This is a genomic window from Nonomuraea roseoviolacea subsp. carminata (assembly GCF_024172185.1).
In the GTDB taxonomy this organism is placed as follows: Bacteria; Actinomycetota; Actinomycetes; order Streptosporangiales; family Streptosporangiaceae; genus Nonomuraea; species Nonomuraea roseoviolacea.
The window spans coordinates 9,068,913-9,092,817 of record NZ_JAMZEC010000001.1 but is presented as its reverse complement, the minus strand read 5'-3'; the positions used below and the strand labels follow the sequence as shown (position 1 = coordinate 9,092,817).

20 protein-coding genes are annotated in these 23,905 nt (G+C 73.8%); 10 read left to right on the top strand and 10 right to left on the bottom strand.

What is annotated here, in order from left to right; genetic code table 11:
- The first annotated feature begins 137 nt into the window (after nt 1-137).
- The 3 genes from HD595_RS42395 to HD595_RS42385 all read left to right on the top strand — a co-directional run bounded on the left by HD595_RS42395 (nt 138) and on the right by HD595_RS42385 (nt 6,116).
- On the top strand, nt 138-1,046 hold the full coding sequence (locus HD595_RS42395) for a cation diffusion facilitator family transporter (protein ID WP_253779667.1): 909 nt from the start codon (nt 138-140) through the stop codon (nt 1,044-1,046).
- An 80-nt stretch (nt 1,047-1,126) separates the two neighbouring features.
- Complete coding sequence (locus HD595_RS42390) at nt 1,127-2,983, top strand: propionyl-CoA synthetase (RefSeq protein WP_253779665.1); 1,857 nt, start codon at nt 1,127-1,129, stop codon at nt 2,981-2,983.
- A gap of 88 nt (nt 2,984-3,071) precedes the next feature.
- Nucleotides 3,072-6,116: an NACHT domain-containing protein gene (locus tag HD595_RS42385; protein WP_253779663.1), complete on the top strand. Its 3,045-nt coding sequence runs from the start codon at nt 3,072-3,074 to the stop codon at nt 6,114-6,116.
- On the opposite strand, the gene HD595_RS46485 is transcribed toward HD595_RS42385, so the two are convergent.
- Both HD595_RS46485 and HD595_RS42365 read right to left on the bottom strand, forming a co-directional pair.
- Nucleotides 6,113-7,264: a sensor histidine kinase gene (locus tag HD595_RS46485; protein WP_301309743.1), complete on the bottom strand. Its 1,152-nt coding sequence runs from the start codon at nt 7,262-7,264 to the stop codon at nt 6,113-6,115. The two genes, HD595_RS42385 and HD595_RS46485, sit on opposite strands and share 4 nt — an antisense overlap.
- The gene (locus tag HD595_RS42365) at nt 7,261-7,917 is read right to left on the bottom strand and encodes a response regulator transcription factor (protein ID WP_253779659.1); all 657 of its coding nucleotides are present in this window, start codon (nt 7,915-7,917) and stop codon (nt 7,261-7,263) included. Before HD595_RS42365 ends, HD595_RS46485 begins: the two co-directional genes overlap by 4 nt.
- A 153-nt stretch (nt 7,918-8,070) precedes the next feature.
- Between HD595_RS42365 and HD595_RS42360 the strand changes: the two genes are divergently transcribed.
- Entirely contained in the window at nt 8,071-9,489 is a 1,419-nt protein-coding gene (locus HD595_RS42360) for a hypothetical protein (RefSeq protein ID WP_253781482.1), read from the top strand.
- Here HD595_RS42360 and HD595_RS46480 read toward each other — a convergent pair.
- Entirely contained in the window at nt 9,473-10,435 is a 963-nt protein-coding gene (locus tag HD595_RS46480; protein ID WP_301309742.1) for a lytic transglycosylase domain-containing protein, read from the bottom strand. The genes HD595_RS42360 and HD595_RS46480 overlap by 17 nt on opposite strands.
- A 274-nt stretch (nt 10,436-10,709) precedes the next feature.
- Here HD595_RS46480 and HD595_RS42350 point away from each other — a divergent pair, with 274 nt between their 5' ends.
- Both HD595_RS42350 and HD595_RS42345 read left to right on the top strand, forming a co-directional pair.
- The gene (locus HD595_RS42350) at nt 10,710-11,597 is read left to right on the top strand and encodes a hypothetical protein (protein WP_253779656.1); all 888 of its coding nucleotides are present in this window, start codon (nt 10,710-10,712) and stop codon (nt 11,595-11,597) included.
- Between the two features lie 9 nt (nt 11,598-11,606).
- The gene (locus tag HD595_RS42345) at nt 11,607-12,605 is read left to right on the top strand and encodes a hypothetical protein (protein WP_253779654.1); all 999 of its coding nucleotides are present in this window, start codon (nt 11,607-11,609) and stop codon (nt 12,603-12,605) included.
- A gap of 58 nt (nt 12,606-12,663) precedes the next feature.
- Here the strand turns inward: HD595_RS42345 and HD595_RS42340 are convergent, their stop codons facing one another.
- Complete coding sequence (locus HD595_RS42340; RefSeq protein WP_253779651.1) at nt 12,664-13,797, bottom strand: UDP-N-acetylglucosamine--N-acetylmuramyl-(pentapeptide) pyrophosphoryl-undecaprenol N-acetylglucosamine transferase; 1,134 nt, start codon at nt 13,795-13,797, stop codon at nt 12,664-12,666.
- Between the two features lie 116 nt (nt 13,798-13,913).
- Here HD595_RS42340 and HD595_RS42335 point away from each other — a divergent pair, with 116 nt between their 5' ends.
- Entirely contained in the window at nt 13,914-14,861 is a 948-nt protein-coding gene (locus HD595_RS42335) for a Ppx/GppA family phosphatase (RefSeq protein ID WP_253779649.1), read from the top strand.
- Between the two features lie 100 nt (nt 14,862-14,961).
- On the top strand, nt 14,962-15,120 hold the full coding sequence (locus tag HD595_RS42330) for a hypothetical protein (RefSeq protein WP_253779647.1): 159 nt from the start codon (nt 14,962-14,964) through the stop codon (nt 15,118-15,120).
- Between the two features lie 4 nt (nt 15,121-15,124).
- On the opposite strand, the gene HD595_RS42325 is transcribed toward HD595_RS42330, so the two are convergent.
- Entirely contained in the window at nt 15,125-15,604 is a 480-nt protein-coding gene (locus HD595_RS42325; RefSeq protein ID WP_253779643.1) for an ATP-binding protein, read from the bottom strand.
- A 69-nt stretch (nt 15,605-15,673) separates the two neighbouring features.
- The gene (locus tag HD595_RS46475; protein ID WP_301309741.1) at nt 15,674-16,219 is read right to left on the bottom strand and encodes a TetR/AcrR family transcriptional regulator; all 546 of its coding nucleotides are present in this window, start codon (nt 16,217-16,219) and stop codon (nt 15,674-15,676) included.
- Nucleotides 16,220-16,318: 99 nt separating this feature from the next.
- Between HD595_RS46475 and HD595_RS42315 the strand changes: the two genes are divergently transcribed.
- Nucleotides 16,319-17,884 carry an MDR family MFS transporter gene (locus HD595_RS42315; RefSeq protein ID WP_253779641.1) on the top strand — a complete coding sequence of 522 codons (1,566 nt, stop codon included), beginning with the start codon at nt 16,319-16,321 and terminating at the stop codon, nt 17,882-17,884.
- Between the two features lie 59 nt (nt 17,885-17,943).
- On the opposite strand, the gene HD595_RS42310 is transcribed toward HD595_RS42315, so the two are convergent.
- The gene (locus HD595_RS42310; protein ID WP_253779638.1) at nt 17,944-18,264 is read right to left on the bottom strand and encodes an STAS domain-containing protein; all 321 of its coding nucleotides are present in this window, start codon (nt 18,262-18,264) and stop codon (nt 17,944-17,946) included.
- Nucleotides 18,265-18,332: 68 nt separating this feature from the next.
- Here HD595_RS42310 and HD595_RS42305 point away from each other — a divergent pair, with 68 nt between their 5' ends.
- On the top strand, nt 18,333-19,262 hold the full coding sequence (locus HD595_RS42305; RefSeq protein WP_253779636.1) for a GNAT family N-acetyltransferase: 930 nt from the start codon (nt 18,333-18,335) through the stop codon (nt 19,260-19,262).
- A gap of 104 nt (nt 19,263-19,366) precedes the next feature.
- Here HD595_RS42305 and HD595_RS42300 read toward each other — a convergent pair whose 3' ends face one another.
- The 3 genes from HD595_RS42300 to HD595_RS42290 form a co-directional block, all read right to left on the bottom strand.
- Complete coding sequence (locus HD595_RS42300) at nt 19,367-20,941, bottom strand: alpha/beta fold hydrolase (RefSeq protein WP_253779634.1); 1,575 nt, start codon at nt 20,939-20,941, stop codon at nt 19,367-19,369.
- Nucleotides 20,942-21,019: 78 nt separating this feature from the next.
- The gene (locus tag HD595_RS42295; protein WP_253779632.1) at nt 21,020-22,294 is read right to left on the bottom strand and encodes an AAA family ATPase; all 1,275 of its coding nucleotides are present in this window, start codon (nt 22,292-22,294) and stop codon (nt 21,020-21,022) included.
- Complete coding sequence (locus tag HD595_RS42290; RefSeq protein ID WP_253779630.1) at nt 22,291-23,718, bottom strand: hypothetical protein; 1,428 nt, start codon at nt 23,716-23,718, stop codon at nt 22,291-22,293. Before HD595_RS42290 ends, HD595_RS42295 begins: the two co-directional genes overlap by 4 nt.
- Between the last annotated feature and the right edge of the window lie 187 nt (nt 23,719-23,905).

The following is a 23,905-nucleotide window of genomic DNA, read 5'->3' as shown; positions in this document are numbered from 1 at the left end:
CACTCCCGGAGGGTTCCGGTCACTCCCGGAGGGTTCCGGTCACTCCCGAAGGTTCCGGCCGGCCCGGAAGAGCCCGGCCGCCGGAACGCGCACGCGGGCGCATGGTAGATCCTCGTCCGCGCGGGTAGTCGGCGACGGTGAGCAAGGACGGATCAGAAGAGGCCACAGTGGCGGCGCTGGCCGCCAACGTCGGGATCGCGGTGTCCAAGTTCGTGGCCTTCTTCTTCACGGGGTCGTCGGCCATGCTGGCCGAGGGCATCCATTCCACCGCGGACTCGGGCAACCAGCTCCTCCTGATGCTGGGACGCAGGCAGTCGGCGCACCGGCCGAGCCGGACGCACCCCTTCGGCTACGGCGGCGTGCGCTACTTCTACGGCTTCCTGGTGTCCGTGGTGCTGTTCTTCGGCGGCGGCCTGTTCGCCCTGTACGAGGGCTACGAGAAGATCACCCATCCGCATCCGCTGGAGAGCTGGCCGTGGGCCATCGGCGTCCTGCTCGTGGCCATCGTCATGGAGGGCATGTCGCTGCGCACGGCCGTGCGCCACTCCAACCGGGTGCGCGCCGGCCGGTCGTGGGCCCGCTTCGTCAAGGAGGCCAAGGCGCCCGAGCTGCCCGTGGTGCTGCTGGAGGACGCGGCGGCGCTGGCCGGCCTGGGGTTCGCGCTCGTCGGCGTGACGCTGTCGCTCGTCACGGGCAACACCCAGTTCGACGGCATCGGCTCGGTGGCCATCGGCCTGCTGCTGGTCGTCGTGGCCCTCATCCTGGCGCGCGAGACCAAGAGCATGATCATCGGGGAGGCCGCCTCGCCGGCCGTGCAGGGCGCCATCGAGGACGTTCTGCACCAGGATCCCGCGATCCGCTCCTTCACCGAGCTGCGGACGCTGCACCTCGGGCCGGACGACGTGCTCGTCGCCGCCCGCGTGATCATGCCCGCCGAGCAGGACATGGGGGAGGCGTCGCGGGCCCTGGCCGACACCGAGCGCCGCATCCGCGACCGCGTCCCGCACGCCACCACGATCTACCTCCAGCCTGCCGTGCCCTCCTGACGTCCCGCGGGCCCCTCCAGCCCCACGGCGCCGGCGCGGGGCCCTTGCGCCCGGCGCCCGGGCGCTGATCTGATCGAAGGGTGAGCACCTACGACGCGGTCTACCGGCGCAGCATCGACGACCCCGAGGGTTTCTGGGCCGAGGCCGCCGCGGACATCGACTGGGACGTGGCGCCGGCGACCGTCCTGCGCGACGGCCGGTGGTTCCCCGACGGCCGGCTCAACACCTGCCACAACGCCGTGGACCGGCACGTCCTGGCCGGCCACGGCGACCGCACGGCGCTGATCCACGACAGTCCCGTGACCGGCTCCGTGCGCGCCTACACCTACGCCGAACTGCTCGACGAGGTGGCCCGGACCGCCGGGATGCTGCGCGGCCTCGGCGTCGGGGCCGGCGACACCATGGTGATCTACATGCCGATGGTGCCCGAGGCCGTGATCGCGATGCTGGCCTGCGCGCGCCTCGGCGCCGTCCACTCGGTGGTGTTCGGCGGGTTCGCCGCGGCCGAGCTGGCCGTGCGCATCGACCACGCGCGCCCGGTCGTGGTGATGTCGGCCTCGTGCGGCATCGAGCCGTCCCGGATCGTGGCGTACAAGCCGCTGCTGGACGCCGCACTGGAGCAGGCCGGGCACCGTCCCGCGCACTGCGTGATCCTCCAGCGCCCGCAGCAGCCCGCGAGCCTCGTCGAGGGCCGCGACCTCGACTGGGCCGACGCCCTGCGCGGCGCGCAGCCCGCCGGGTGCGTCAGCGTCGCCGCGACCGACCCGCTGTACGTGCTCTACACCTCCGGCACCACCGGCGCGCCCAAGGGCGTCGTGCGCGACAACGGGGGCCACGCCGTGGCGCTGCACTGGAGCATGGGCAACGTGTACGGCGTCGCGCCCGGCGAGGTGTTCTGGGCCGCCTCCGACGTGGGCTGGGTCGTCGGGCACTCCTACATCGTCTACGGGCCGCTGCTCAAGGGCTGCACGACCGTGCTGTACGAGGGCAAGCCGGTCGGCACGCCCGACCCGGGGGCGTTCTGGCGGGTGGCGGCCATGCACGACGTGCGCGTCATGTTCACCGCGCCGACCGCCATCCGGGCGATCAAGAAGGAAGACCCCTCCGGCGATTTCACGAAAAAATGGGATTTGTCGGGTCTTCGGTATCTCTTCCTGGCGGGCGAGCGGCTCGACCCCGACACCTACCACTGGGCCGCCGGCCTGCTCGGCGTCCCCGTCATCGACCACTGGTGGCAGACCGAGACCGGCTGGCCGGTCGCGGCCGGCTGCGCGGGGCTCGGCCTGCCCACCGTCAAGCCCGGCTCGCCCACCAAGTCCGTCCCGGGCTACGACGTGCGCGTCCTCGATCCGGCGGGGGAGGAGTGCCCGCCCGGCGTCGAGGGCGCGATCACCATCCGCCTGCCCCTGCCGCCCGGCACGCTGCCGACCCTCTACCGCGACGACGCCCGCTTCGCCGCCTCCTACCTGTCCCGCTACCCCGGCCACTACCTGACCGGCGACGGCGGCTACATCGACGAGGACGGCTACCTGTTCGTCATGGGCCGCATCGACGACGTCATCAACGTCGCCGGCCACCGCCTGTCGACCGGCCAGATGGAGGAGGTCATCGCCGCCCATCCGGACGTGGCCGAGTGCGCCGTGATCGGCGTGGCCGACGAGCTCAAGGGCGAGCTGCCGGTCGGGTTCGTGGTGCTCAAGGCCGGCGCCGACCGCGACCCGGCCGACGTGGAGCGGGAGGTCGTCGCCCTGGTGCGCGAGCGCGTGGGCCCGGTCGCCGCCTTCCGCCGGGCCGTCGTGGTCGGCCGCCTGCCCAAGACCCGCTCCGGCAAGATCCTGCGCGGCACCATGCGCGACATCGCGGCCGGGCGGCCGTACCGCACGCCGTCCACGATCGAGGACCCGGCCGTGCTGGGGGAGATCTCCGACGCCCTCTGACCGCGCGCCCCCGCAGGTCGGCGACGCGAATCCCCGCGCGCCGGCCTGGAACGCGCCATGATGGCACATCCCCCGCCTCGGAGGCCCCATGACGGACACCCTCAGCTACGCGGACGCCCTGAAGATCCTCGGCTGCAACGAGAACCGGCTGTTCAAGGTCGCCGAGTTCGCCGCGACCGCGGGGCTCACGGGCTGGGCCCTGGCCGGCGGCGCGCAGACGGCGCTCAGCCTGTTCGACCTGAAGAACGACGTCCTGCGCTACGGCGAGGACGTGCTGCGCCGCGTTTCGGAGCGGCGCACCGGCGTCAACCGCTTCACCCGCACCCAGCGGCTGGCCGCCGCCCACGCCGTGGTCGTCGTCTCGGCCTACTTCCGGGCGCTGGACGAGACCGAGCTCCCGTTCGACCTGCGCCGGCTCGGCCTGGACCGCGGCACCGAGGGCGCGCTCGCCGCCGGGGGAGCGCCGGCCGACGGGTTCGCCGAGCTGATGGAGCGGCTGCTCGCCGCGCGGCTGCCGATGCCCGAGCCGCACCGCCCGTACGCCGAGACGCGGCGGGCCGTCGGCGAGACGTACCGCCGCATGTCCGAGGCCGTCACCCGGTACGTGCGCGGGCTGGCCCTGTGGGACGAGCTGGCGGTGGACGACCGGATCCGCCTGCCCGCGCTGCTGGCCGAGGGCCCGCCGGAGCGGGCGCTGCGCCGCTACGACGACGACTACCGGCTGCTAGCCCTCGACAGCCCGGAGTTCGGGGTGTGGAGCCTGGTGACCGAGACGCAGGCGCTCGGCGCGGGGCTGTCGCGGGTGGCGCGGCTGCTGGCCGAGCTGGCGCCGCCCCGGGCCGGCGACCGGCCGCGCGTGCACCTGCTCAGGCTGGCGGCCAGCGCCCTCGACCAGCCGCTCACGGCCGCGGGGAGGCCCCCGGACGGCATCGCGCTGCCGCTGCTCGGCGAGGGGTACATCAACCCGCGCTGCCGCGTGGCCGAGATGACCCGCGAGGCCACGCCCGCCGTGCGCGGCTGGTGGGAGGGGCAGGCGGAGCTGCCGGACGCCGAGGCGTTCCTCGTCGGCCACCTCACCTCGATGCGCGCCACGCAGGCGCCGCTCGTCGTGCTCGGCGAGCCCGGCTCGGGCAAGTCGAAGCTGACCGAGGTGCTGGCGGCGCGGCTGGCCAGCTCCGAGTTCCTGCCGATCCGGGTGGCGTTGCGGGACGTGGCCGCCGAGTCCACGGTGACGTCCCAGATCGAGCAGGGGCTGGCCGCCGTACTCGACGAAGAGGTGAAATATCAGGACTTATTGGAGTCGGCGGAGGGCGCAGAGGGGATGGCGGGGGCGGCGGGGGCGGCGGGGGCACTGCCCGTGGTCGTCCTCGACGGCTTCGACGAGCTGATCCAGGCCGCCGGCACCACCCGCTACGACTACCTCGAACAGATCCAGGAGTTCCAGGCCCGGCAGGCCCGGCTCGGCCGCCCGGTCGCGGTCGTCGTCACCAGCCGCACCGTCGTGGCCGACCGGGTCCGCTTCCCGCCCGGGGTGCTCGCCGTCGAGCTGCTGCCCTTCGACGACGACCAGGTCCGCGCCTGGCTCGGCATCTGGGACCAGACCAACCGCGCCCTGCTCGCCCGGCACGCGCTCAAGCCGCTGCCCGCCGCCGTCGCCCTGGCGCAGGGCGACCTGGCCCGCCTGCCCCTGCTCCTGCTGCTGCTCGCCCTGTACGACGCGACCGGCAACGCGCTCCAGCGCGGCGGCGGCGAGCTGGGGCGCGCGCAGCTCTACGAGTCGCTGATCAAGGACTTCGCGACCCGCGAGGTGCTGAGGGAGCCCGGCGTCCGCGCCCTGCCCGCCGCCCGGCGGCAGCGGCTGGTGGAGCGCGAGATGGTGCGGCTCGGCGCCGTCGCCCTGTCGATGTTCGCCCGGGGCCGCCCCGTCGTCGCCGAGAGCGCACTCAACCGCGACCTCCCGGCGCTGTGCGGCACGGGGGAGCAGGGCGACGACGCCTCGGCCGACTGGGCGCGGCAGGTCACCGGCCGGTTCTTCTTCGTGCACAAGAACGAGGCCAGGCCCGCCGGCGACCGCGCGCGCAGCTACGAGTTCCTGCACGCCACGTTCGGCGAGTTCCTGGTGGCCTGGCTGGCGGTGTACGCGGTGCGCGACCTGGTCAGGCGGCACGCCCTGGCCGAGGACGAGCTGACGGGCCCGCCGGACGACGACCTGCTGTACGCGATCACGTCGTTCTCGTGCCTGGCCGAGCGGGCGCCGGTGGTGGGCTTCGCCACGGAGCTGCTGCGCGCGCTGCCCGGCCCGGAGCGCTCCCGGGCTGCGCAGGCGCTGGCGGGGCTGGTGCGCGGGGCGCTGTACGAACGCAGGAGGCGGTCGTTCACGGAGTTCGTCCCGGTACGGCACCCGGTGACGCGGCGGCTGGCGGCGTACTCGGCGAACCTCGTGCTGCTCCTGGTGGCGGTGTCACCCGAGCCGGTCAGCGTCAGAGAGGTCTTCGGGAACGAGGACCACTTCGCGCAGTGGCGCAACCACGCCCACCTCTGGAAGAGCCAGCTCGGGCCGGACGGATGGCGCGGGCTGATCCGGGTCGTGCCGGCCCGCCGCTCCACGGGCGACATCCAGCTCGGCGGCATCCCCGAGTCGGACGACCCGAACATGTCCACCTGGGGGCTCGGCGAGCACGACGGACGGCCCACGGTGATCCGGGTGGACACCTTCCCGGAGGAGCGCGCCTATCTCCTCGACGTGGCGGCCGACCTGCTGCTGAAGGACGAGGAGGTCTTCCTTGTCCGACGGGACGGCCGCATCTGCGCCCTGCCGCTCGTCGTCCGGGAGCTCTTCCTGGAGGCCGGCTCCGAGACCACGGAGCGCGTCGCGCTTTACGAGGACGTGGCAGCGGTCTGGCAGGAGCTGCCGCACCAGGAGCTCTACCTCGGCGCGTTGACCCGCGCCCTCACCCTGGACACCGGCCTGCCCTTCGACGAGCGGGCCCGAATCGTCACCATGCTCCTGGCCGGCGGCGCCCTGGAGGACCGGCTGCGCCCGCTCGTCGAATCCATGATCTTCGAGCGGACCGACAGCCTCGACCTCCTCGCCGCCGCCGGCGTCCCCGACGCTCTGCTGCGCGCCCCTTAGGAGGCCCCCGCCGGCAGCTCCACCGTGATCGTCAGGCCGCCCTCGTCGCGCGGCCGGGCCACCACCGTCCCGCCGTGCGCCTCCGTGATCACCCGCACGATCGACAGCCCCAGCCCGCTGCCCCGGTCGGAGCGCAGCCGGTCGCCGTGCAGCCGCCGGAACGGCTCGAAGATGGTCTCGATCTCGTACGGCGGCACCTGCAGACCGGTGTTGGCCACCACGAGCTCCACCCGCTCGGCCCGCTGCCGCGTCGTCACCCAGACCTCCCCCTTGGGGTGGTTGTGCCGGATGGCGTTCTCCACGAGATTCTGCACCAGCCGCTCCACCAGCACCGCCTCGCCCGTGGTCGGCGCGGTGTCGAGCAGCCGGTGGATGGTCACCTCCCGCTCGGCCGCCTCGTCGGCCGCCAGGTCCAGCACGTGCTCGGCCACGTCCGTCAGGTCGAACGGCCGCCGGTCCAGCACCGCCTGCTCGCCCTCGGCCAGCGCCAGCAGCCCGTCGATGAGCCGTTCGTGGCGGGCGTTGACGAGCAGCAGCGACTCGCCGAGCCGCTTGACGTCGTCGGTGGCGTCGGGGCGGCGCACCGCCACGTCCACCAGCGTCCGGTTGATGGTCAGCGGGGTGCGCAGCTCGTGCGAGGCGTTGGCGACGAAGCGCCGCTGGCCGTCGAAGGAGCGGGCCAGCCGGCCGAGCATGGTGTCGTAGCTGTCGGTCAGTTCCTTCAGCTCGTCGTGCGGCCCGTCGTAGGCGATGCGCTCGGTCAGGTCGTGGTTCTGCGCGACCCGCCGGGTGGTCTCGGTGACGTCGCTGAGGGGCCGCAGCACCCAGCCGGCGGCGCGCCATCCGGCGCCGAGGGCGAGGATCGCGGCGGCGAGCACGGCGATCCCGCCGATCGTGCGCACGTTGGCCAGCGTGTCGCGCTCGTAGACGGCGCGGACCTGCATGACGCGGGCGCGGGCCACCTCGTAGTAGTCCTCGCCCCGGTAGAACCCCCGGCCCCCCTGCACGGAGATGTACCGGGGCGTCATCAGGCCGTTGCGGTACTGCAGGCTGTGCCGCACCGTCAGGTAGACGCCCGCCACCACCAGCGTGCCGACGACGGCCGTGACGACGGCCGACGCCACGGCGAAGCGCATGCGCATGCTCATGGTATGCGGTACCCCGATCCCGGCACGGTCTCGATGACCTGCGGCTCGCCGAGCTTCTTGCGCAGCTTCATCATCGTCGTGCGCACGGTGTTGGTGAACGGGTCGATGTTCTCGTCCCAGACCTTCTCCAGCAGCTCCTCGGCGGACACGACGGCCCCCCGCGCGCGCAGCAGCTCCGCCAGCACCCCGAACTCCTTGCGCGCCAGCGGCACGTACCGGCCCCCGCGGAAGACCTGCCGGTGCGCCCAGTCCAGGCGCACGCCGGCCCGCTCCAGCATCGGCGGGTCGGCCTTGCGGGCGCGGCGGCCGAGCGCGTGCACCCGCGCCACCAGCTCCTCGAACGCGAACGGCTTGGGCAGGTAGTCGTCGGCGCCCAGCGACAGCCCCGCCACGCGCGAGCGCACGTCGCCCGCGGCGGTCAGCATGAGCACCCGCACCAGCCAGCCCTCCTCGACCACGCGCGCGCAGACGACGTCCCCGTGCACGACCGGGAGGTCGCGGTCGAGGATGAGCACGTCGTAGTCGTGCACGCCGAGCCGCTCCAGCGCGGCGTCGCCGTCGTAGGCGACGTCCACCGCGAGCGCCTCGCCCCGTAACCCCTCCGCGATCGAGTCGGCGAGCATTCGCTCGTCCTCGGCGATCAGAACACGCATTCAGCCCCCATATGACGCGAAAACCCCGGCAGTATGCCCGGGGCGGGATAACGCGGGCATAACCGAAAGTGGTGATGCTCACGTTATCGGCCGTCCGCTGGACTGCGTCCCCTACGGCCGGATCCGCCCGGTCCGTCCCGGGGGAGGGCAGCCATGGCGACCGCGTTCGCGGCGTCCGTCCGGTCGCGCGCGCAGGACGCCGGGAGGCGCCCCGGCGGGCTCCTGCGGGGCCACCTGGTGTTCGGGCTCGCGCTCGTGCCCGCCGTCGCGCTGCGCGTGCTCGTCATGCTGGGGTACGACACCGCGCAGCTCTACTGGTACGACTCGTTCACGTACCTGGACACGGCCGTCCACCTGCGCCCGCAGGGCGCCTTCCACCCGGCCGGGTACTCCTGGTTCCTGTGGCTGCTGCGGCCCTTCCACAGCGTCGAGCTGGTCGCCGGGGCGCAGCACGCGATGGGGCTCGGCGTCGGCGTGATGATCTACGCGTTGCTGCGCCGCCGGTCGCTGCCGGGATGGGGCGCCACGCTGGCCGCCGCTCCCGTGCTGTTCGACCCGTCGTTCCTGCGGCTGGAGCACGCGATCCTCTCCGACCTTCAGGTGATCTTCCTGGTGGTGGCGGCGCTGCTCGTGGTGATGTGGCGCGAGGAGGTCTCCACGCGCGTGGCGGCGCTGTCCGGCCTGCTCGTGGCGCTGGCCGGGCTCACCCGGACCGCCGCCGCCCCGCTGCTCGGCCTGGTGGTCCTCCACCTCCTCCTCCGGCGGGCCGGGTGGCGGCGCGTGGCCGCCGCGGCCGTCGCCGGCGCCCTGCCGCTGCTGGGCTACGCCGGCTGGTACGCCCAGCACCACGGCCGGTTCGCGCTCAGCGGCTCCGACGGGGTCGCGCTGTGGGCCCGCACGATGACGTTCGCCGACTGCTCGGTGATCCGGCCGCCCGCGGACGAGGCCGTGCTCTGCCCGAACGGCACCGTCGCCGACGCCGCCTCCGAGTACGTGTGGGCCCCCGGCGCGTCGCTGAACCTGTTGCCCGGGGGCCGCTTCGCCCACAACGACCTGGCCCGCTCCTTCGCCCTGCGGGCCATCGCCGCCCAGCCGCTCGACTACCTGCGCGAGGTGGCCCGCGACACCGCGCTCGCCTTCACCTGGGAGCCCGTGCGGCACCCCGCGCGGGTGAGCCCGACGACCACGTTCCCGCGCGGCTCCTGGCCGCTGCCCGAGGAGCAGCCGCTCGTCGGCAAGGTGCGCCGGGAGTACGACCCGGGCATCCGCGGCATGAGCTCCGTCGAGCCGTACGCCTCGGCGCTGGCCGCCTACCGCTACCCGTGGTTCCTGCACGGCACGCTGTTCGGCGTGCTCCTGCTGGCCGGCGGCCTCGGCTCGGCGGGTCGCCGCCGGCCGGCGCTGCTGCCCTGGGCGTTCGCGGTGTTCCTGCTGGTCGCGCCGGTGGCCGCGCTGGACTTCGACCACCGGTACGTGCTGCCCGCCATCCCGGTGGCCTGCCTGGCCGCTGCCCTGGCGGCGGTGCGGCCCCCGGGACGGGCGGCCCCGGCCGCGGTCAGCGCGGGCCGGTGAGGCGCAGGTCGCCCTTCGCCGACAGCACGAACACCTGCCAGTTGTAGTAGGCGTAGAAGCTGCGCGGGTCGCGCTGCATCTGCCGGGCGTGCGCCTGTACGGCGTCCACGTAGTGGTCGGAGTGGTTGTAGGCGTACAGCGCCCGCCGGTAGTCGCCGGGCGCGCCGGACGCCTTGAGGTAGTTGGCCGCCCCGAGGATCGCGTCGCGCGCGTCGTGGATGTCGCCGCCCAGCCCGTACTGCCGCCAGGTGGCCGGCATGAACTGCATGGGCCCCTGCGCCCCCGCCGAGCTGGACGAGGTGACCCGGCCGAACTTGGTCTCCACGAGCATGACGGCCGCCAGCACCTCCCAGTCCACGCCGAACCGCTTCTCGGCCCGCGTCATGTAACCGCGCAGCCGCTCGGCGGGCAGCGGCTCGGCCAGGCGCATCTGCTTGCGCCGGGCGGCGCTGATGGGGCGGGCCAGCGACAGGAGGCGGCCCACGGCCGTGGCGTTGTCGCGCGCCTCGGCCGCCAGCCGGGCCGGCAGCCGCTCGGCCGTGCGCCGCGTCAGCGCCGCGTCGCGGGCCAGCACCCGGTAGATGCGCTGCTGGTGCAGGGAGAGCAGCACGACGTCCTGGGGCGGGCTCTCCTGGCCGCTCCTGGTCCAGCGGTCGATCGCCGCGTACAGGCTGGTGGTGGTCGTGCGCAGGGCCGCGGCCAGCTCGGCCGGGTCGGTCGGGATGGGCGCGTCGGGCGCGGGCACGCCGGCGCCCGCGGCGGGCCGCTCCTCCGCCTCGCCCCGGCCGGAGGCGGGAACCTTCGCGGCGGGCGTGGCACCGGCCGAAGCCCGCGCGGCGGCGGCCCGGGACGGCGGAGGCGTGGCCGCCGCTCCGTCGGCCACGCCCCCGCAGCCGGCGAGGAGGAGGGCGAGCGGTGCGGCGATCATGACGTGCGCGGATCTCATGACGTCCAACGTTAGCCGGATGATCGCGATGGCGGCGCCGCCGACACGGGGGAGCCGGCGGGGGCGCGCCACGGGAGGAGGAACGCCGCGTTTCCGCCGCGTCCGAAGGCGGTGCGCGGTGAGACGGGATGACCTGGCGGGACGGCGCGCCGTGTCATGACAGGGCTCGGGGGGTACGGCTGGACTGTCCTTCGCGAGGCTGACATACGGGCGGAATGTTCCGTAGTATCCGGACATCACGAGCGTTGGGGGCGCCAGGGTGCCAGGGCAGAGCGTGGGTGTGGTAGTCGAACCGGGAGTACCCCCGGAGATCGCCGGATTGCTGCGCGCCAACGCCCCCCTGCTGGCCCGGATCAGGGCCGGCTGGGTGCCGCCCGCCTCGGCGCCCGCGCCGCGCCGGCGCAGCCCGTCCGGCGTCGCGCTGCTCGCCGCCACGCCCGTGGTGCTCGCCCTCATGGCCGTCCTGCTCGAATCGCCCGCGGCGCCCGCCGGCTTCGTGCTGCTCGGCGCGTTCATGCTGGTCGTCCTCGTCAAGACCAGCACCCTCGGCGAGGCGCCCGAGACCGAGCGGCCGTACGAGCGGACCGTCTACGAGCAGGCGCGCCTGCACGACGGCCGCTTCCTGCTGCCGGACGACTTCGACGAGGAGGCCCGCGCCGTGCTCCTCCGCGCCCAGCGCGCCATCGGCGGCGTCCTGCGCTCCCACGTCAACGCCGAGGGCCTGCTCGACGGCGCCCGCAACGCGGTGATGCTGCCCGAGCAGGAGTGGGAGATCGCCCGGCTGCTGGCCAAGCTGGCGGCGCTGCGCGCGGACCACCGGGAGCTGCTGGACCGGGGCGTCGCCCCCGAGGTGGCGGCGGTGGTCGAACCGCTGGAACGGGCGCTGGCCACCAGCGAGTCCGCCGTGGTGGCGCGCGTGGAGGCGCTCGAACGTTACGCCGGCCACGTCGCCGACGCCGAGCGCGCCTACCACGCGCGCGAGCAGATCGAGGAGCTGCGGGCGCGCCTGCCCCGCTACGAGGAGCTGCTGGCCGAGTCGGGCGCCGACGGGCTGTCCGTGCCGGAGCTGGAGCGTCTCGCCGAGGACGCCGACCAGCTCGAACGCGTCTTACGCCGCAGCGTCAGCTCCGCCCACGAGGCGTTCCGCTACCTCGAAGGCTGACCCGCCCGGATGACGACAGCCGACGACCGTGCCCACGGACACGCCGACCTGCCGTCCCCGGCGCCCGGCGAGGCAGCCCAGGCGGGGGCCGACCCGGCGGGTGGGCAGGCGGAGGTGGTGGTCGATCCGGCGGTGCCCCGCGAGGACGCCGCGCTGCTGTGCGGCAACCCCCGCCTGCTGGCGCTGATGCGCGCGGGCTGGGCGCCCGAAGGAGGACGCCGCTCCACGGTCCTGAGCGCCGCCGCCCGTCCCGCCGCCACCGCCCTCGCGCTGGCCGCCGTCGCCGCCGGCCTGGACCTCTTCCTCTCCGAGCGCTACACGGCCTTCGCCGTCGTCATGTCCAGCGCCGCGCTGCTGATCGTCGGCGTGCTGCTCAAGCCCCGCCCGGACGCGCGGGCCGAGCGCCGCCGCGCCGAGGAGGCGCGGGTGTACGAGACCGCCCGCCGGCACGAGGAGCGCTACGTGTTGTGCGACGGTCTCGACGGGCCCGCCCGCGCCCTCATGGACCGCGCGCACGCGGCGGTCGCCTCCGTCATGGGCTCGCGCGTCAACGCCGAGGGGCTGCTGGACGGGGTGCGCAACGCGGTGATGCTGCCCGAGCAGGAGTGGGAGATCGCCCGGCTGCTGGCCAAGCTGTCGGAGCTGCGGGCCGAGCACGAGGAGGTGCTCGCGGAGGGCGTGACGCCGGAGGTGGCCGCCGTCGCCGAGCCGCTCGGCCGCGCCCTGGCCGGCAGCGAGGCCGCCGTGGTGGCCCGGGTGGAGGCGCTGGAACGCTACGCGGGCCACGTCGCCGACGCCGAGCGCGCGCACCGGGCCCGCGGCCAGATCGAGCGGCTCGGCGCCACGCTGCCGCGCTACGAGGAGCTGCTGGCCGAGTCGGGCGCCGCCGGGCCGGCCGTGCCCGAGCTGGGCCGGCTGGCCGAGGACGCCGGCCGGCTCGAACAGGCGTTGCGCGACAGCGTCCGCGCCGCCCGCGAGACCCTCCGCCCGCTCACCCCGGACCCCTGAGCCCCCCGGACCCCTGAGCCCCCGCCCTCTGAGCCGCGGCGCCCGGTGCAGGGGGTGGTCAGCCGTGCCAGTGAGCCGTCTCCAGCAGCACGTCGCACAGCGCCTCCGCGGCGTCCACGCGGCCCGCCTTGCGCGCCGCCTCGGCCATCGCCGCGCGCAGCTCGGGGTCGGCCAGCAGCGGCATCAGCTCGGCCAGCAGCATGTCGGCCGTCGGGTGCGGCTCCAGCAGCGCCCGCGCCGCGCCCGCCGACACGAGGTAGCCGGCGTTCTTGCGCTGCTCGTCGCCGCCGGTCGGGATGAGCGGGACGAGAACCGACGGCTTGCCGATGGCCGTCAGCTCCGACACCGTGCCGGCGCCGCTGCGCGCGATCACCACGTCGGCCGCGGCGAACAGGTCGGCGAGCTCCGATCCCACGTACGGCACCGGGTGGTAGCGGTCGGCCAGCTCCGGCGGCAGCGCGACGGCCCGCATCTGCTCGATCCAGGCGGGGCCGCACTGGTGCACGACCTGCGCGTGCGGCAGCAGCCGGGGCAGGATCTCCGCGAGCAGCGTGTTGATCTGCTTGCTGCCCTGCGCTCCGCCCGTCACGTAGATCAGCGGCACCTCGAACGTCAATCCGAACAGGTCGTACGCGGCGGCCCGGTTGCCCTGCAGCAGCTCCGGCCGGATCGGGTTGCCGGTCACCACGGCCCGGTCGCGCACCGAGGCCGGCAGGTACTCCAGCGACGACTCGTGCGACAGCGCGATCCGGGTCGCCAGCCGGGCCAGGATCCGGTTGGCCAGCCCCACCACCGTGGTCTGCTCGTGCATGACGAGCGGCCGGCGGATCAGCTTGGCGGCCACGCCGATCGGCACGGCCACGTACCCCCCGGTCGACAGCACCACGTCCGGCAGGAAGCGGGCGGCGTGCCCGATCGCCTGGGCCACGCCCACCGGGATGCGGAACACGTCGGCGATGTTGGTGCCGAGCTCGCGCAGGTTGGGCCGGCGGCGCAGCTTGCCCGTGGTGATCGCCTTGAACGGGATGCCGTGCTCGGCCGTGATCCTGGCCTCCAGCCCGTTGGCGGTGCCCACCCAGAGCACCTCGTGCGGCACCTGACGTCGCCGCACGGCCGTCAGGGTGGTCAGAGCCGGGTACGTGTGACCTCCGGTGCCGCCGCCGGTGATCAGCAGTCGCAGGGTTCGAGACATGCGATCAGCGTATGGCCGTGACGGGGGGAACCCGTACTCCCGCCCCCGCGCGGCGGCGGACCGGCCCCGCGGGGGTGGCGTCGCCGTGCGCGCCGCAGGCCGGTAGCGTCATGGACATGCGACTCGGCGTGCTGGACATCGGCTCGAACACCGTTCATTTACTGGTCGTCGACGCCCATCGGGGCGCCCGGCCCCTTCCCGCGTACTCCCACAAGGAGGAGCTGCGCCTGACCGAGTACCTGGACGCGCGCAACGAGCTGTCCGCCGAGGGCATCGAGCGGCTCGGCGCCTTCGTCGAGGAGGCCCTGCGGCTGGCCGAGGACAAGGGGGTCGAGGACTTCCTCGCGTTCGCGACGTCGGCCGTGCGCGAGGCGGCCAACGGCGAGCAGGTGCTGGCCCGGATCGACGAGCGCTGCGGCGTCGACATCGACGTGCTGTCCGGGCGCGACGAGGCCAGGCTGACGTTCCTGGCGGTGCGGCGCTGGTTCGGCTGGTCGGCCGGGCGGCTGCTGGTCTTCGACATCGGCGGCGGCTCGCTGGAGATCGCCGCGGGCGTGGACGAGGAGCCGGACGTGGCCGTGTCGCTGCCGCTGGGGGCGGGCCGGCTGACGCGCGACTGGTTCACCGCCGACCCGCCGCCCGCGGACGAGGTGCGGGCGCTGCGCCGGCACGTGCGCGCCGAGATCGCCCGCACGGTCCGCGACGTGGTCCGCAACGGCGAGTCCACCTGCGCGGTGGCCACCTCCAAGACGTTCAAGCAGCTCGCCAGGGTCGCGGGGGCGGCGCCGTCGAGCGAGGGGGTCTACGCCTCGCGCTCGCTGTCGCGCCAGGACCTGGCCCACTGGGCGGGGAAGCTGACCACCATGGACACGGCCACGCGGGCCGCGCTGCCCGGCGTGTCGCCGGGGCGGGCGGCCCAGCTCGCCGCCGGCGCGCTGGTCGCCGACGCGGCGATGGACCTGTTCGAGGTGGACCGTCTGGAGGTCTGCCCCTGGGCGCTGCGCGAGGGCGTCATCCTGCGCCGCCTGGACCAGCTCCCCGGCCGCGAGACCCCGCCCGCCTGACCGGCTGAGGGAACGGCGCAGGGAACACTCGCCGCCAAGTGAGTCCGATCTATCCCTTACCGGAGGTATAGCCGCCAAGCGATGGGGAAAGTCTGGCCGAATGTTGGCACTACTCGGCGCGATCGCCTCGCTGGCGATCACCTGCTCTCTCGTGTTCCTGGCGGTCCTGCTCATCTCGGTGGTGGTCCTCGTGACCCTCGGCCTCATGGCCGGCCTGACAGCCAGACCGTTGTCGGTGCCGGCCGCCAGGACCCCGTAACCGCTCAGACCCCGTCGTCCGCGGTGCGCGCGGGGTGGTGGGCGGCGAGCGCCCGGTCGTTCATGAGCGGCCGGGCCGCCGCCTCGGGGGCGAAGCGCAGCCGTTTCTCCAGGCACACCACGGCGCCCTGCTCGCGCCGGTTGGTGAAGCGGACGTCGTCGGCGAGAGCCCGCATGATCTGCAACCCGCGGCCGTGCTCGGCGGTGTCGGCCGCCGGGCCCACCGAGCGGGGGTCGAACCCGCGGCCGGTGTCGATGACCTTGATCGTGCACAGGTCGTCGAGGACGCCCGCGCTGACCGTGTACTCGTCGCTGGGCCCCGCGTGCCGGATCACGTTCGAGCACGCCTCGCTGAGCATGAGCTCGATGTCGTCACGGATCTGCGGCACGACGCCCAGAGTCTTGAGGCTGGCCTCGAGAATCTGCCTGATCAGGGGGACGCTGGCCGCATCTCTGGGCAATCGGAGCGCGATCGTGGCCTCCACTGCTTTCCTCCCCGGATGGATGCGTTGCGTGATCGAAGACCTGCCCGGGATCGTGCGTCCCAATCGTCTCTACGGCTCCAGGAGCCGGAGCGCGACCTCCAGGGACGCCTCCATCACCTCGTCCTCCGACACCGACTCCTCGTGCGGCATCCACTTGCCCGCGTGCAGCGCGAACAGCGACATGGAGCGGCCGAGCCGCAGCGCCAGCGGGTCGTCCGGGTCGCTCATCTCCTTGACCAGCTCCAGCATCGCCTCGCGCATCCGCACGATCTTCGGGTGGTCGCGCAGCGCCGTCTGGTTGCGCTCCATGAAGCGCGCGACCTCCATGTACCGGGGCCTGCGCAGCGCCTCGGCGTAGCGCAGCACGACCTCGCGCCGCGTCTCGGGGCTCCTCGGCTGCGTCTTGACCCACTCCAGCAGCTCCTCGACCTCGGCGACGCGCAGGTCGGCCAGGCTGGCGACGATGTCGTCCTTGGTCTTGAAGTGGTAGTAGAGCGCGGCCTTCGTGACGCCGAGCTCCTCCGCGATCTCGCGCAGGGAGGTCGCCTCGTAGCCCTGCTCCGTGAACAGCCTGAGAGCGATCTCCTGGATACGCGTCCGGGTGTCTTCCCGCAATGTGCACCTTTTCGACTTGACGACCGGCAAGTAAGTATCTACCTTATTGCAAGCTTGCCGGTCGGCAAGTAAGGAAGATTCTCTGTCGGGGGTGTGCTTATGGAAGAGGCAGCGGGAGGACGCCGCCGCGAGGTCATGGTGGTCCTGCCCGGACTGATGCTGGCGATGATCCTCGCCATGCTCGACAACATGATCGTGGGTACGGCGATGCCCCGGATCGTGGGTGAGCTCGGCGGACTCCAGCATCTCTCATGGGTGGTCACAGCGTACGTGCTGGGCACGACCGTCTCCACTCCCATCTGGGGGAAGATCGGCGACCTTTACGGACGCAAGACCATCTTCCTCGTGTCCATCGTCATCTTCATGATCGGTTCGGCCCTGTGCGGCATGGCCGGCTCCTCCATGCTCGGCGGCCCCGACGGCGGCATGACGGAGCTCATCGCCTTCCGCGCCCTCCAGGGCCTCGGCGCCGGCGGCCTCATGGTCAACGTCATGGCCATCATCGGCGACCTCGTGCCGCCCCGCGAGCGCGGCCAGTACCAGGGCATCATGGCCGGCGCCATGTCCCTGGCCATGATCGCCGGCCCGCTCGTCGGCGGCTTCATCACCGACCACCTCGACTGGCGCTGGGCCTTCTACGTGAACCTGCCCGTCGGCGCCATCGCGCTCGTCCTGCTGGCCGTCAAGCTCCACCTGCCCAGGCACCACAACAAGGTGCGCATCGACTGGATCGGCGCGATCCTGCTGTCGATCAGCATCACGGCGATGGTCCTCGTCACCACCTGGGGCGGCAACGAGTACGCGTGGGACTCCTGGCAGATCCTCGGCCTCATCGGCGTCGCCGTCGTCACCCTCGCGATCTTCATCCCGGTCGAGCGGGCCGCCGTCGAGCCGATCATGCCGCTGCAGCTCTTCCGCAACCGCAACTTCACGCTGATCTCCGCCATCGGCTTCCTGCTCGGCTTCGCGATGTTCGGCGCGATCAACTTCCTGCCGCTGTTCCAGCAGATGGTCCAGGGCGACACGGCGACCAACTCCGGCCTGCTCATGCTGCCCATGATGGCGGCGGCCATGGTCGTGTCGCTGTTCGTCGGCAAGGCCATCACCGCGACCGGCAAGTACAAGGTCTACCCGCTGATCGGCGGCGTCGGCATGGCCGTCGGCATGTGGCTGCTGTCCACCATGGACGTGGCGACGCCGAGCTGGCGGACCGGGGTCTTCATCGCCGTGCTCGGCGCCGGCATGGGCTTCCTCATGCAGACCACCATGCTCATCGCGCAGAACAGCGTCGAGCAGAAGGACCTCGGCGTCTCCAGCAGCGCCACCACGTTCTTCCGCTCGATCGGCGGCTCGTTCGGCGTCTCGCTGTTCGGCGCCGTCTTCAACAACGGCTTCCGCGACGAGCTGACCGGCAAGTTCGGCGCGCAGGCCGCCGAGAAGATCGCCAAGGGCGGCGGCCGGATGGACCCGGCCGCGCTCGCCCAGATGCCGAAGGGCATGCGCACCGGCCTCATCGAGGCGCTGGCCGGCTCCATCTCCAACGTCTTCTGGTGGGCGATCCTGTTCGCCGTCGCCGTTCCGGTGCTGGCGGCGTTCGTCAAGGAGATCCCGCTGCGCGGCGGCCCGGCCGCCAAGGAGCCGCAGCCGGAGGCCGTGGCCGGCTGACCCCGCGGAGCCCGGCGCCCGGGAGGAGCCTCCTCCCGGGCGTCCGGCTGCCCGAGGGGTCAGCCGGGCGGGAGGCTGAAGAGCCGGTCGAGCGCCGTCATCCGCAGCACTGTGCGCAGGTACGGCGTCACCGCCACCACCCGCAGCACGGCCTCGGCCCGCTCGGCCTGGTGGTACAGCCGGATGAGCGCCGCCAGCCCGGAGGAGTCGATGAACGACAATCCCGACAGGTCCACGTCAAGCTGGCGGATGCCGCGATCCAGGGGCAGTGCCGCCAGTTCGGACACGGTGCCGTAGTCTAGGTCGCCGCTGAGCGCCAGCCGCACCGTCATCGGGTCGGGTGTGGCGACCTCGACGCGCAGCGGGTTCTTGTCCAGCACCCATCCAGCTTAACGACGGAGGGAAAATGGGAGGCGAGGGTCCTGCCCGTTTCGGCACAATCGCCGGCATGGATTCCATCAGGCGCCCCCGGCCGGAGGACGCCCCCGCCATCCACGAGCTCCTCGCGGCGGCCGACACGGCGGTCCTCGGTCACGCCGACTGGACCCTCGACGACGTCAAGGCCGACCTCGCGGATCCGGGGTTCGACCTCGACCGCGACGGCGTGCTGCGGGCCGACTCCGACGGCCGCCTGATCGCCTGGGCGTGGGCCTGCGCCAAGGGCCGCAGCGACATCGTCGAGGTGGACGTCACCGTCCGTCCCGGCCGCGAGGACGTGGCCGGGCCCCTGTGGGGCACCGTGCTGGACCGCGCCCGCGAGCTGGGCAGGGAGCGCGGCCACGACGCCGTCACCGTGGACGTCGGCATCCACCGGGCCGACGAGGGCAAGCGCGCCCTGGCCGAACGCCACGGGCTGGCGCCCGCCACCAGCTTCCACCGGCTGCGCATCGACCACGACGGCCCGCTCGCCCCGCCCGCCACGCCCCCCGGCGTCACCCTGCACACCGGCGAGAGCGAGCAGGCGCGCCGCGAGGCGCACATGCTCCACCAGGCCGCCTTCTCCCAGCACTTCGGCTTCGCCAAGGTCGACTACGACACCTGGTACGCGCGCCGCGAGGCGCACCGCGCCACCGACTGGAGCCAGCTCACCGTCGCCCGCCTCGACGGCCGGCCCGCCGCGACCGTGATCGGCAACGACCAGTTCCTGCCCGACGAGGGCTGCGGCTACGTCGCCCTGCTCGCCGTGCTCCCGGAGTTCCGGGGCAGGGGCCTCGGCCGGTTCCTGCTCAGGCACGCCTTCGCCGCCGACGCCGCGCGCGGCCGCAAGGGCACGATCCTGCACGTCGACTCCAACAACACCACGCCCGCCCTCGACCTGTACCTGTCGGCGGGCATGCGCACCGTCATGGTCATCGACGTCTGGCGCGCCCGCCTCTGAGGCCCCGCCCGGCCCGATCCGGCCCGGGCCAGGTGCCGGCCGGTTCGCGGGAACCCGCCCTGTCTCGTCCGTTCGCTGCACCGGGCGCGGGCGGGAACCGGCGGTCAGCTCGGGATCGCGCTGCCCGCGCAGCCTCTGCCGATCCGGCCCGTCTCGAAGTACCTCACCACGTCGGCGGCGCACTCGGGCACCCGGGTGGTGGAGACGTGCACGTCGTCGGCGACCGTGTAGACGGTCCCGCCGACGGCGCGCCGCGTCTGCAGCGTCCAGTCGTAGACGGACATGAACTCATGCAGGTGCCCCGCCAGCACCAGTGACCCGCCGCCCCGCTTCAGCGTCGCCTGCTGCACCGGCAGCGGCCAACCGGCGCACATGAAACCCGGTCCCCAGGCCCGGCCGGTCGCCGGATGGCGCTTCACGAGCCGCTGGTAGTCACGCCAGGCGGTGTCGAAAGCTGCCCGGCTGCCGTCCTCGTTGCACGCGACGGCCAGGTTCATGGTCATGTTCAGCGCTTCGGGCACGCCGGGGACGGGCGTCCCCGTCATCGGGGCGCCGAGCAGCTCCTTGACGGTGGGCGGGGCGGTGGTGCCCGTCGCCGTCCGCAGTTCGGCCAGCGCCCTGCCTGCGCGCGTCCACTCGGTCGAGTTGCGCCTGGCCAGGTCGGCGACGGCCGAGCCGTCGACGGGCCGCCGCAGGTCGGTGTAGATCTTGGGATTCGTGTCGTACGCGCGGACCAGCTTCGCCACACCCTCGCGCACCTGCCGGGCGGTGGCGCCGAGACCGTAGGTCTCGTCGCGGCGGGCCAGCCAGGCGGCCATGCGGCCGAAGTCCCGCTCGGCTGCCTCCGCGCTGTCCTTCATGTGCTGGTCGAGACGGGTCCACGGCGGCGCCACGCTGTCCAGGAAGGCCCGTCCGGTGTGCTCGGGGAACCGGCTGCGGTACACCATGCCCAGACGGGTGCCCCAGGAGAAGCCGAGCAGGTTGAGCGTGCGCTCACCCAGGGCGGTCCGCACCAGGTCCAGGTCCTCGGCCACGTTCTCGGTGGTGAGCTGCCCGAGGAAGGCGGGGTTGGAGCGCCCGCACCGCTGGTTGGCGGCGATCTGGGCGGCGTAGATCTTCCTGGCCGCCTCCTCGGTCAGCGTGCCCGGCTCCTGCGGGCCCACCGGCGTGATCGGGCAGGCGACCTTGGTGCTGTAGCCCACCCCGCGCGGGTCGAAGCCGATGACGTCGTATCGCTCGTTGAGCTTGGCCATCTCCTGGTTCCTGAGCGCGGCCCGCAGGATCGGGTCCAGGTAGCCGCTGTTGCCCGGCCCGCCCGGCAGGACGGCGAGGGCGCCGAGCCGGCGGGCCCCGTCCGTGGCCGCCAGCCGGGTCACCGCGATGTCGATCGTCCGCCCGCCGGGGTCGCGATGGTTCAGCGGGACGCTGACCGTCCCGCACTCCAGGCGCTTCATCAGGGCGCGGAAGGCCGGGATCTGTTCCTCCGTCACGCGCAGGCTCAGGAGGGCCTCGTCGGAGTAGTCCGGGCAGGATGTCCAGTGGACGGACGACACGCCGGAGCTCGGGCCGGGGGTCGCGGCGGTGCTCGCGTCCGGGCCGGCGTCGGCGGCGGCCGCCGGGGAAGGGAGCGCCACGAGCCCCGCCAGCGCCAGTGCCGTCAGTGATGTTCGGTACGTCATGCGGACCAGAAGTAACGGTGGCGGTGCTAGATCAGGATAAGGGCCGCCCGCCGTTCTCCGGCGACGCCGGGCGGAGCGTCAGACGCGGTGGGCGGCCAGGTGGTCCAGGACGGCCTGGTTGGCCTCCCAGCCGTCCGGGAACTTCACCGGCACCCCGAGCTGCACCGGCTCGGCCGACGGGTGCGCGTCCAGCAGTTCCGCGATCCCCGCCCGCGCCACCACGACGCACGCGTGCCGGTGCCGCGAGGCCAGTACGCACAGCCGCCCCGACTCCAGGTGGAACGCCGTCGCGTCGCGCCGCCCCGACAGCGGGTGCAGCACGATCGTCACGTCGTACTCCCGGCCCTGCAGCCGGTTGGCGGTGTCCACGGTGATCTCCGGCGGCACCCCGGCGTTCCTGATCGCCGCCACCTGGTCGCGGTGGGCCGCGCCGACCGCGATCCGCTCGGCCGTCACCGGCCGCTCGCCCTGCTCCGAGGACGCGACCGCGCCCCGCTGGAGCAGCCGCGCCGCCAGCAGCGCCACCGCCTCCACCGCCTCGCCGTCGGTGCGCACGGTGTGCCGGTTCGGCAGCTCCAGCAGCGCCCACCCCGAGCGTGCCGCCTCCTCCAGCGCCCGGTCGTGGACGGTGCCCATGCCGCCCGTGGACAGCTCCAACCGCCGCTCGTGCGGCTGCGTCCCGGCCCGGAACCCGGTGAACGGGTAGAACGCCCGCGACACCACCGGCGCGGCCGACGCCGGCAGCCGCCACGACACCGGAAGCCGGTGGACGGGCAGGTCCGGGTTGTGCCGCAGCAGCACCGACACGGCGCTCTGCAGCGGGTCCCACGACAGCCCCGACCAGCGGTCGCCGTCCACGATCGAGAACGGGTCGAGCTGCCCCGGGTCGCCCACGAACAGCGCCCGGTCGAACAGCGCCGCGATGCGCAGCAGCTTGTCCGAGCGCATCTGGTACGCCTCGTCCACGATCGCCCACGGCCACGTACGCCCCGAGATCCACGCCCACTTGTCGGCCGTCGCGATCACGATGTCGGGGTCGCCGAGGTCCTGCACGCGGGTGCCCACCGTGACCCCGGACAGCTCCAGCAGCCGCAGCGGAGGCACGTAGCCGCCCGCCGACAGCCGCCCGACCGTCAGGTCGGGATGCCGCTCGCAGATCCGCGTCACCAGGTCGTCGACCTGCTCGTTCGTCTGGGCGACGATCATCAGCGGCTCGCCCGTGGCGGCGATGTGCGCCGCCGCCCGCACGACCAGCGTGGACTTGCCCGCGCCGGGCGGCGAGTCGACCACCACGCCGCGATGCCTGGGCAGATCGGCCAGCACGTCCTGGATGACCTGCTCGGGACTGCTCACGACCACTCCTCCAGGGCGTCCTCGTCGCTCGGCGTGTACTCCCGCGGCGGGCCGCCGTGCGTCCACGGGGTGGCCTCGGCCTCGGGCAGGGCCGGGGAGCCCTGGAAGTCGTCGGTCAGCGAGGTGTAGCAGACCCGCTCGCCCACCTCGGGCACCGACCCGGGCGCGGGCGTCTTCCCGCGGCCCATCCCCTTGGTGATCTTCACCGTGACCAGGCCGTCGCGGGCCTCCACGAGCTGGGCGCCCTGGCCGCGGCGCTGCGGGGTGCCGAGCGCGGTGCCGGGCGCCAGCCGTACGGGATCGTCGGTCTTGACCACCACGAGCGGGCGCAGCTTGCGTGAGCGGCCCTCGCCCTCGGAGTGCTCGGGCTCGGTCTCGACCACCTCGCCCGCGAACGCCTCACCGGTCAGCCGGTACTCGGCCATGACCAGCGGGTCGTCGTAGGCGCGCTGCACCTCGTAGGCGGCCTGGGCGCGCTCCATGCGGGCCAGGCGCGAGGCGGCGGCCACCGCGCCGTCGCGCCGCGCCTGCGGCGGCGCGCCCTCGGCGATGTGCGCGGCCATGGCGCTGAACGAGCCGCGGTCCTGCTCCCAGCGCTGCGCCACGCTCGCCCCCTCGGGCAGCCCGCGCAGCAGGTCGACGGCCTGCCACATGAGCCGCCAGGTGGGTTCGAGCTGGCCGCGCAGGGCCTCGGTGATGCGCTCGGCCGCGCCCGCCTCGATGGCCGGGGCCAGCACCTCGGCGTCGAACCCCGGATCGGTCGCGGGCCCCGCCGGGGGCCACACGAGCGGGTCCTCGGCGTCGTCGCTCGGCCCGGTCGTGATCCACGCCATGAGCGCCGCCAGGTTGGCGTCCTCCAGGCCGCTCTGCCCGCTCGCCCAGTGCCGGCCCAGCTCCTCGGTCGCGGCCGCCATGAGGGACGAGCCGGGGTAGGCGGCCCGCTCGCCGAAGTAGGTCAGCCAGCGGCCGAGCAGCGGCACCGTCTCCGGCACCGGGTACGGTCCGTCGGCGCGCCGGAAGCGGGTGGAGCGGCCCAGCAGGCGGATGAACGCGATCCCGGTCTGGTTCGGCACCAGGAGCTGCGGGGCGTCCAGCACGCGCTCGTACGGGTCGGCGTTCTTGCGCTCCACCGTCTCCGTGCCGGCCAGGAAGCCGTCGATGTACGGCAGGAGCTCGGCGGCCAGGTCGGCGGCCCAGGCGAAGCGCAGGTCGCGGTTGCGCGGCTGCGTCACCACGAGCAGCCGCGGGTCCTCGCGGCGGGTGCCGAGCATGGCGGCCAGCGGCGCGGCGGCCTCGCCGGACATCCGCAGCGGGATGAGCACCATGGGCCGCTCGGACAGGTGGCAGTGCCGCACGGTCGCGATGGGCTGCGCGATCCGCTCGTCCAGCGCCCGCAGCCGCGCGAGCGAGGTCAGCAGGCTCACCCCGCCCACCTCCACCGGCGCTCACGCGGTGCGCCGGGCGCGGGCAGCCGTCCGGCGGTGCCCGGCGCCCCCGGCGTGGCCGGCCGTCCGGCGGTGCCCGGCGCTCCTGGCGTGGCCGGCGGTCCGGCGGTGCCCGGCGCTCCTGGCGTGGCCGGCCGTCCGGTGGCGCGGCCCGCGTCTCGTGCTG

What these genes read in the sequence shown, in the direction of transcription:
- HD595_RS42360 (WP_253781482.1), top strand. Translation starts at nt 8,071, where the DNA reads ATGGCGACCGCGTTCGCGGCGTCCGTCCGGTCGCGCGCGCAGGACGCC.
- HD595_RS42330 (WP_253779647.1), top strand. Translation starts at nt 14,962, where the DNA reads ATGTTGGCACTACTCGGCGCGATCGCCTCGCTGGCGATCACCTGCTCT.
- HD595_RS42315 (WP_253779641.1), top strand. Translation starts at nt 16,319, where the DNA reads ATGGAAGAGGCAGCGGGAGGACGCCGCCGCGAGGTCATGGTGGTCCTG.
- HD595_RS42345 (WP_253779654.1), top strand. Translation starts at nt 11,607, where the DNA reads ATGACGACAGCCGACGACCGTGCCCACGGACACGCCGACCTGCCGTCC.
- HD595_RS42335 (WP_253779649.1), top strand. Translation starts at nt 13,914, where the DNA reads ATGCGACTCGGCGTGCTGGACATCGGCTCGAACACCGTTCATTTACTG.
- HD595_RS46480 (WP_301309742.1), bottom strand. Translation starts at nt 10,435, where the DNA reads ATGAGATCCGCGCACGTCATGATCGCCGCACCGCTCGCCCTCCTCCTC.
- HD595_RS42305 (WP_253779636.1), top strand. Translation starts at nt 18,333, where the DNA reads ATGGATTCCATCAGGCGCCCCCGGCCGGAGGACGCCCCCGCCATCCAC.
- HD595_RS42365 (WP_253779659.1), bottom strand. Translation starts at nt 7,917, where the DNA reads ATGCGTGTTCTGATCGCCGAGGACGAGCGAATGCTCGCCGACTCGATC.
- HD595_RS42300 (WP_253779634.1), bottom strand. Translation starts at nt 20,941, where the DNA reads ATGACGTACCGAACATCACTGACGGCACTGGCGCTGGCGGGGCTCGTG.
- HD595_RS46485 (WP_301309743.1), bottom strand. Translation starts at nt 7,264, where the DNA reads ATGAGCATGCGCATGCGCTTCGCCGTGGCGTCGGCCGTCGTCACGGCC.
- HD595_RS42340 (WP_253779651.1), bottom strand. Translation starts at nt 13,797, where the DNA reads ATGTCTCGAACCCTGCGACTGCTGATCACCGGCGGCGGCACCGGAGGT.
- HD595_RS42385 (WP_253779663.1), top strand. Translation starts at nt 3,072, where the DNA reads ATGACGGACACCCTCAGCTACGCGGACGCCCTGAAGATCCTCGGCTGC.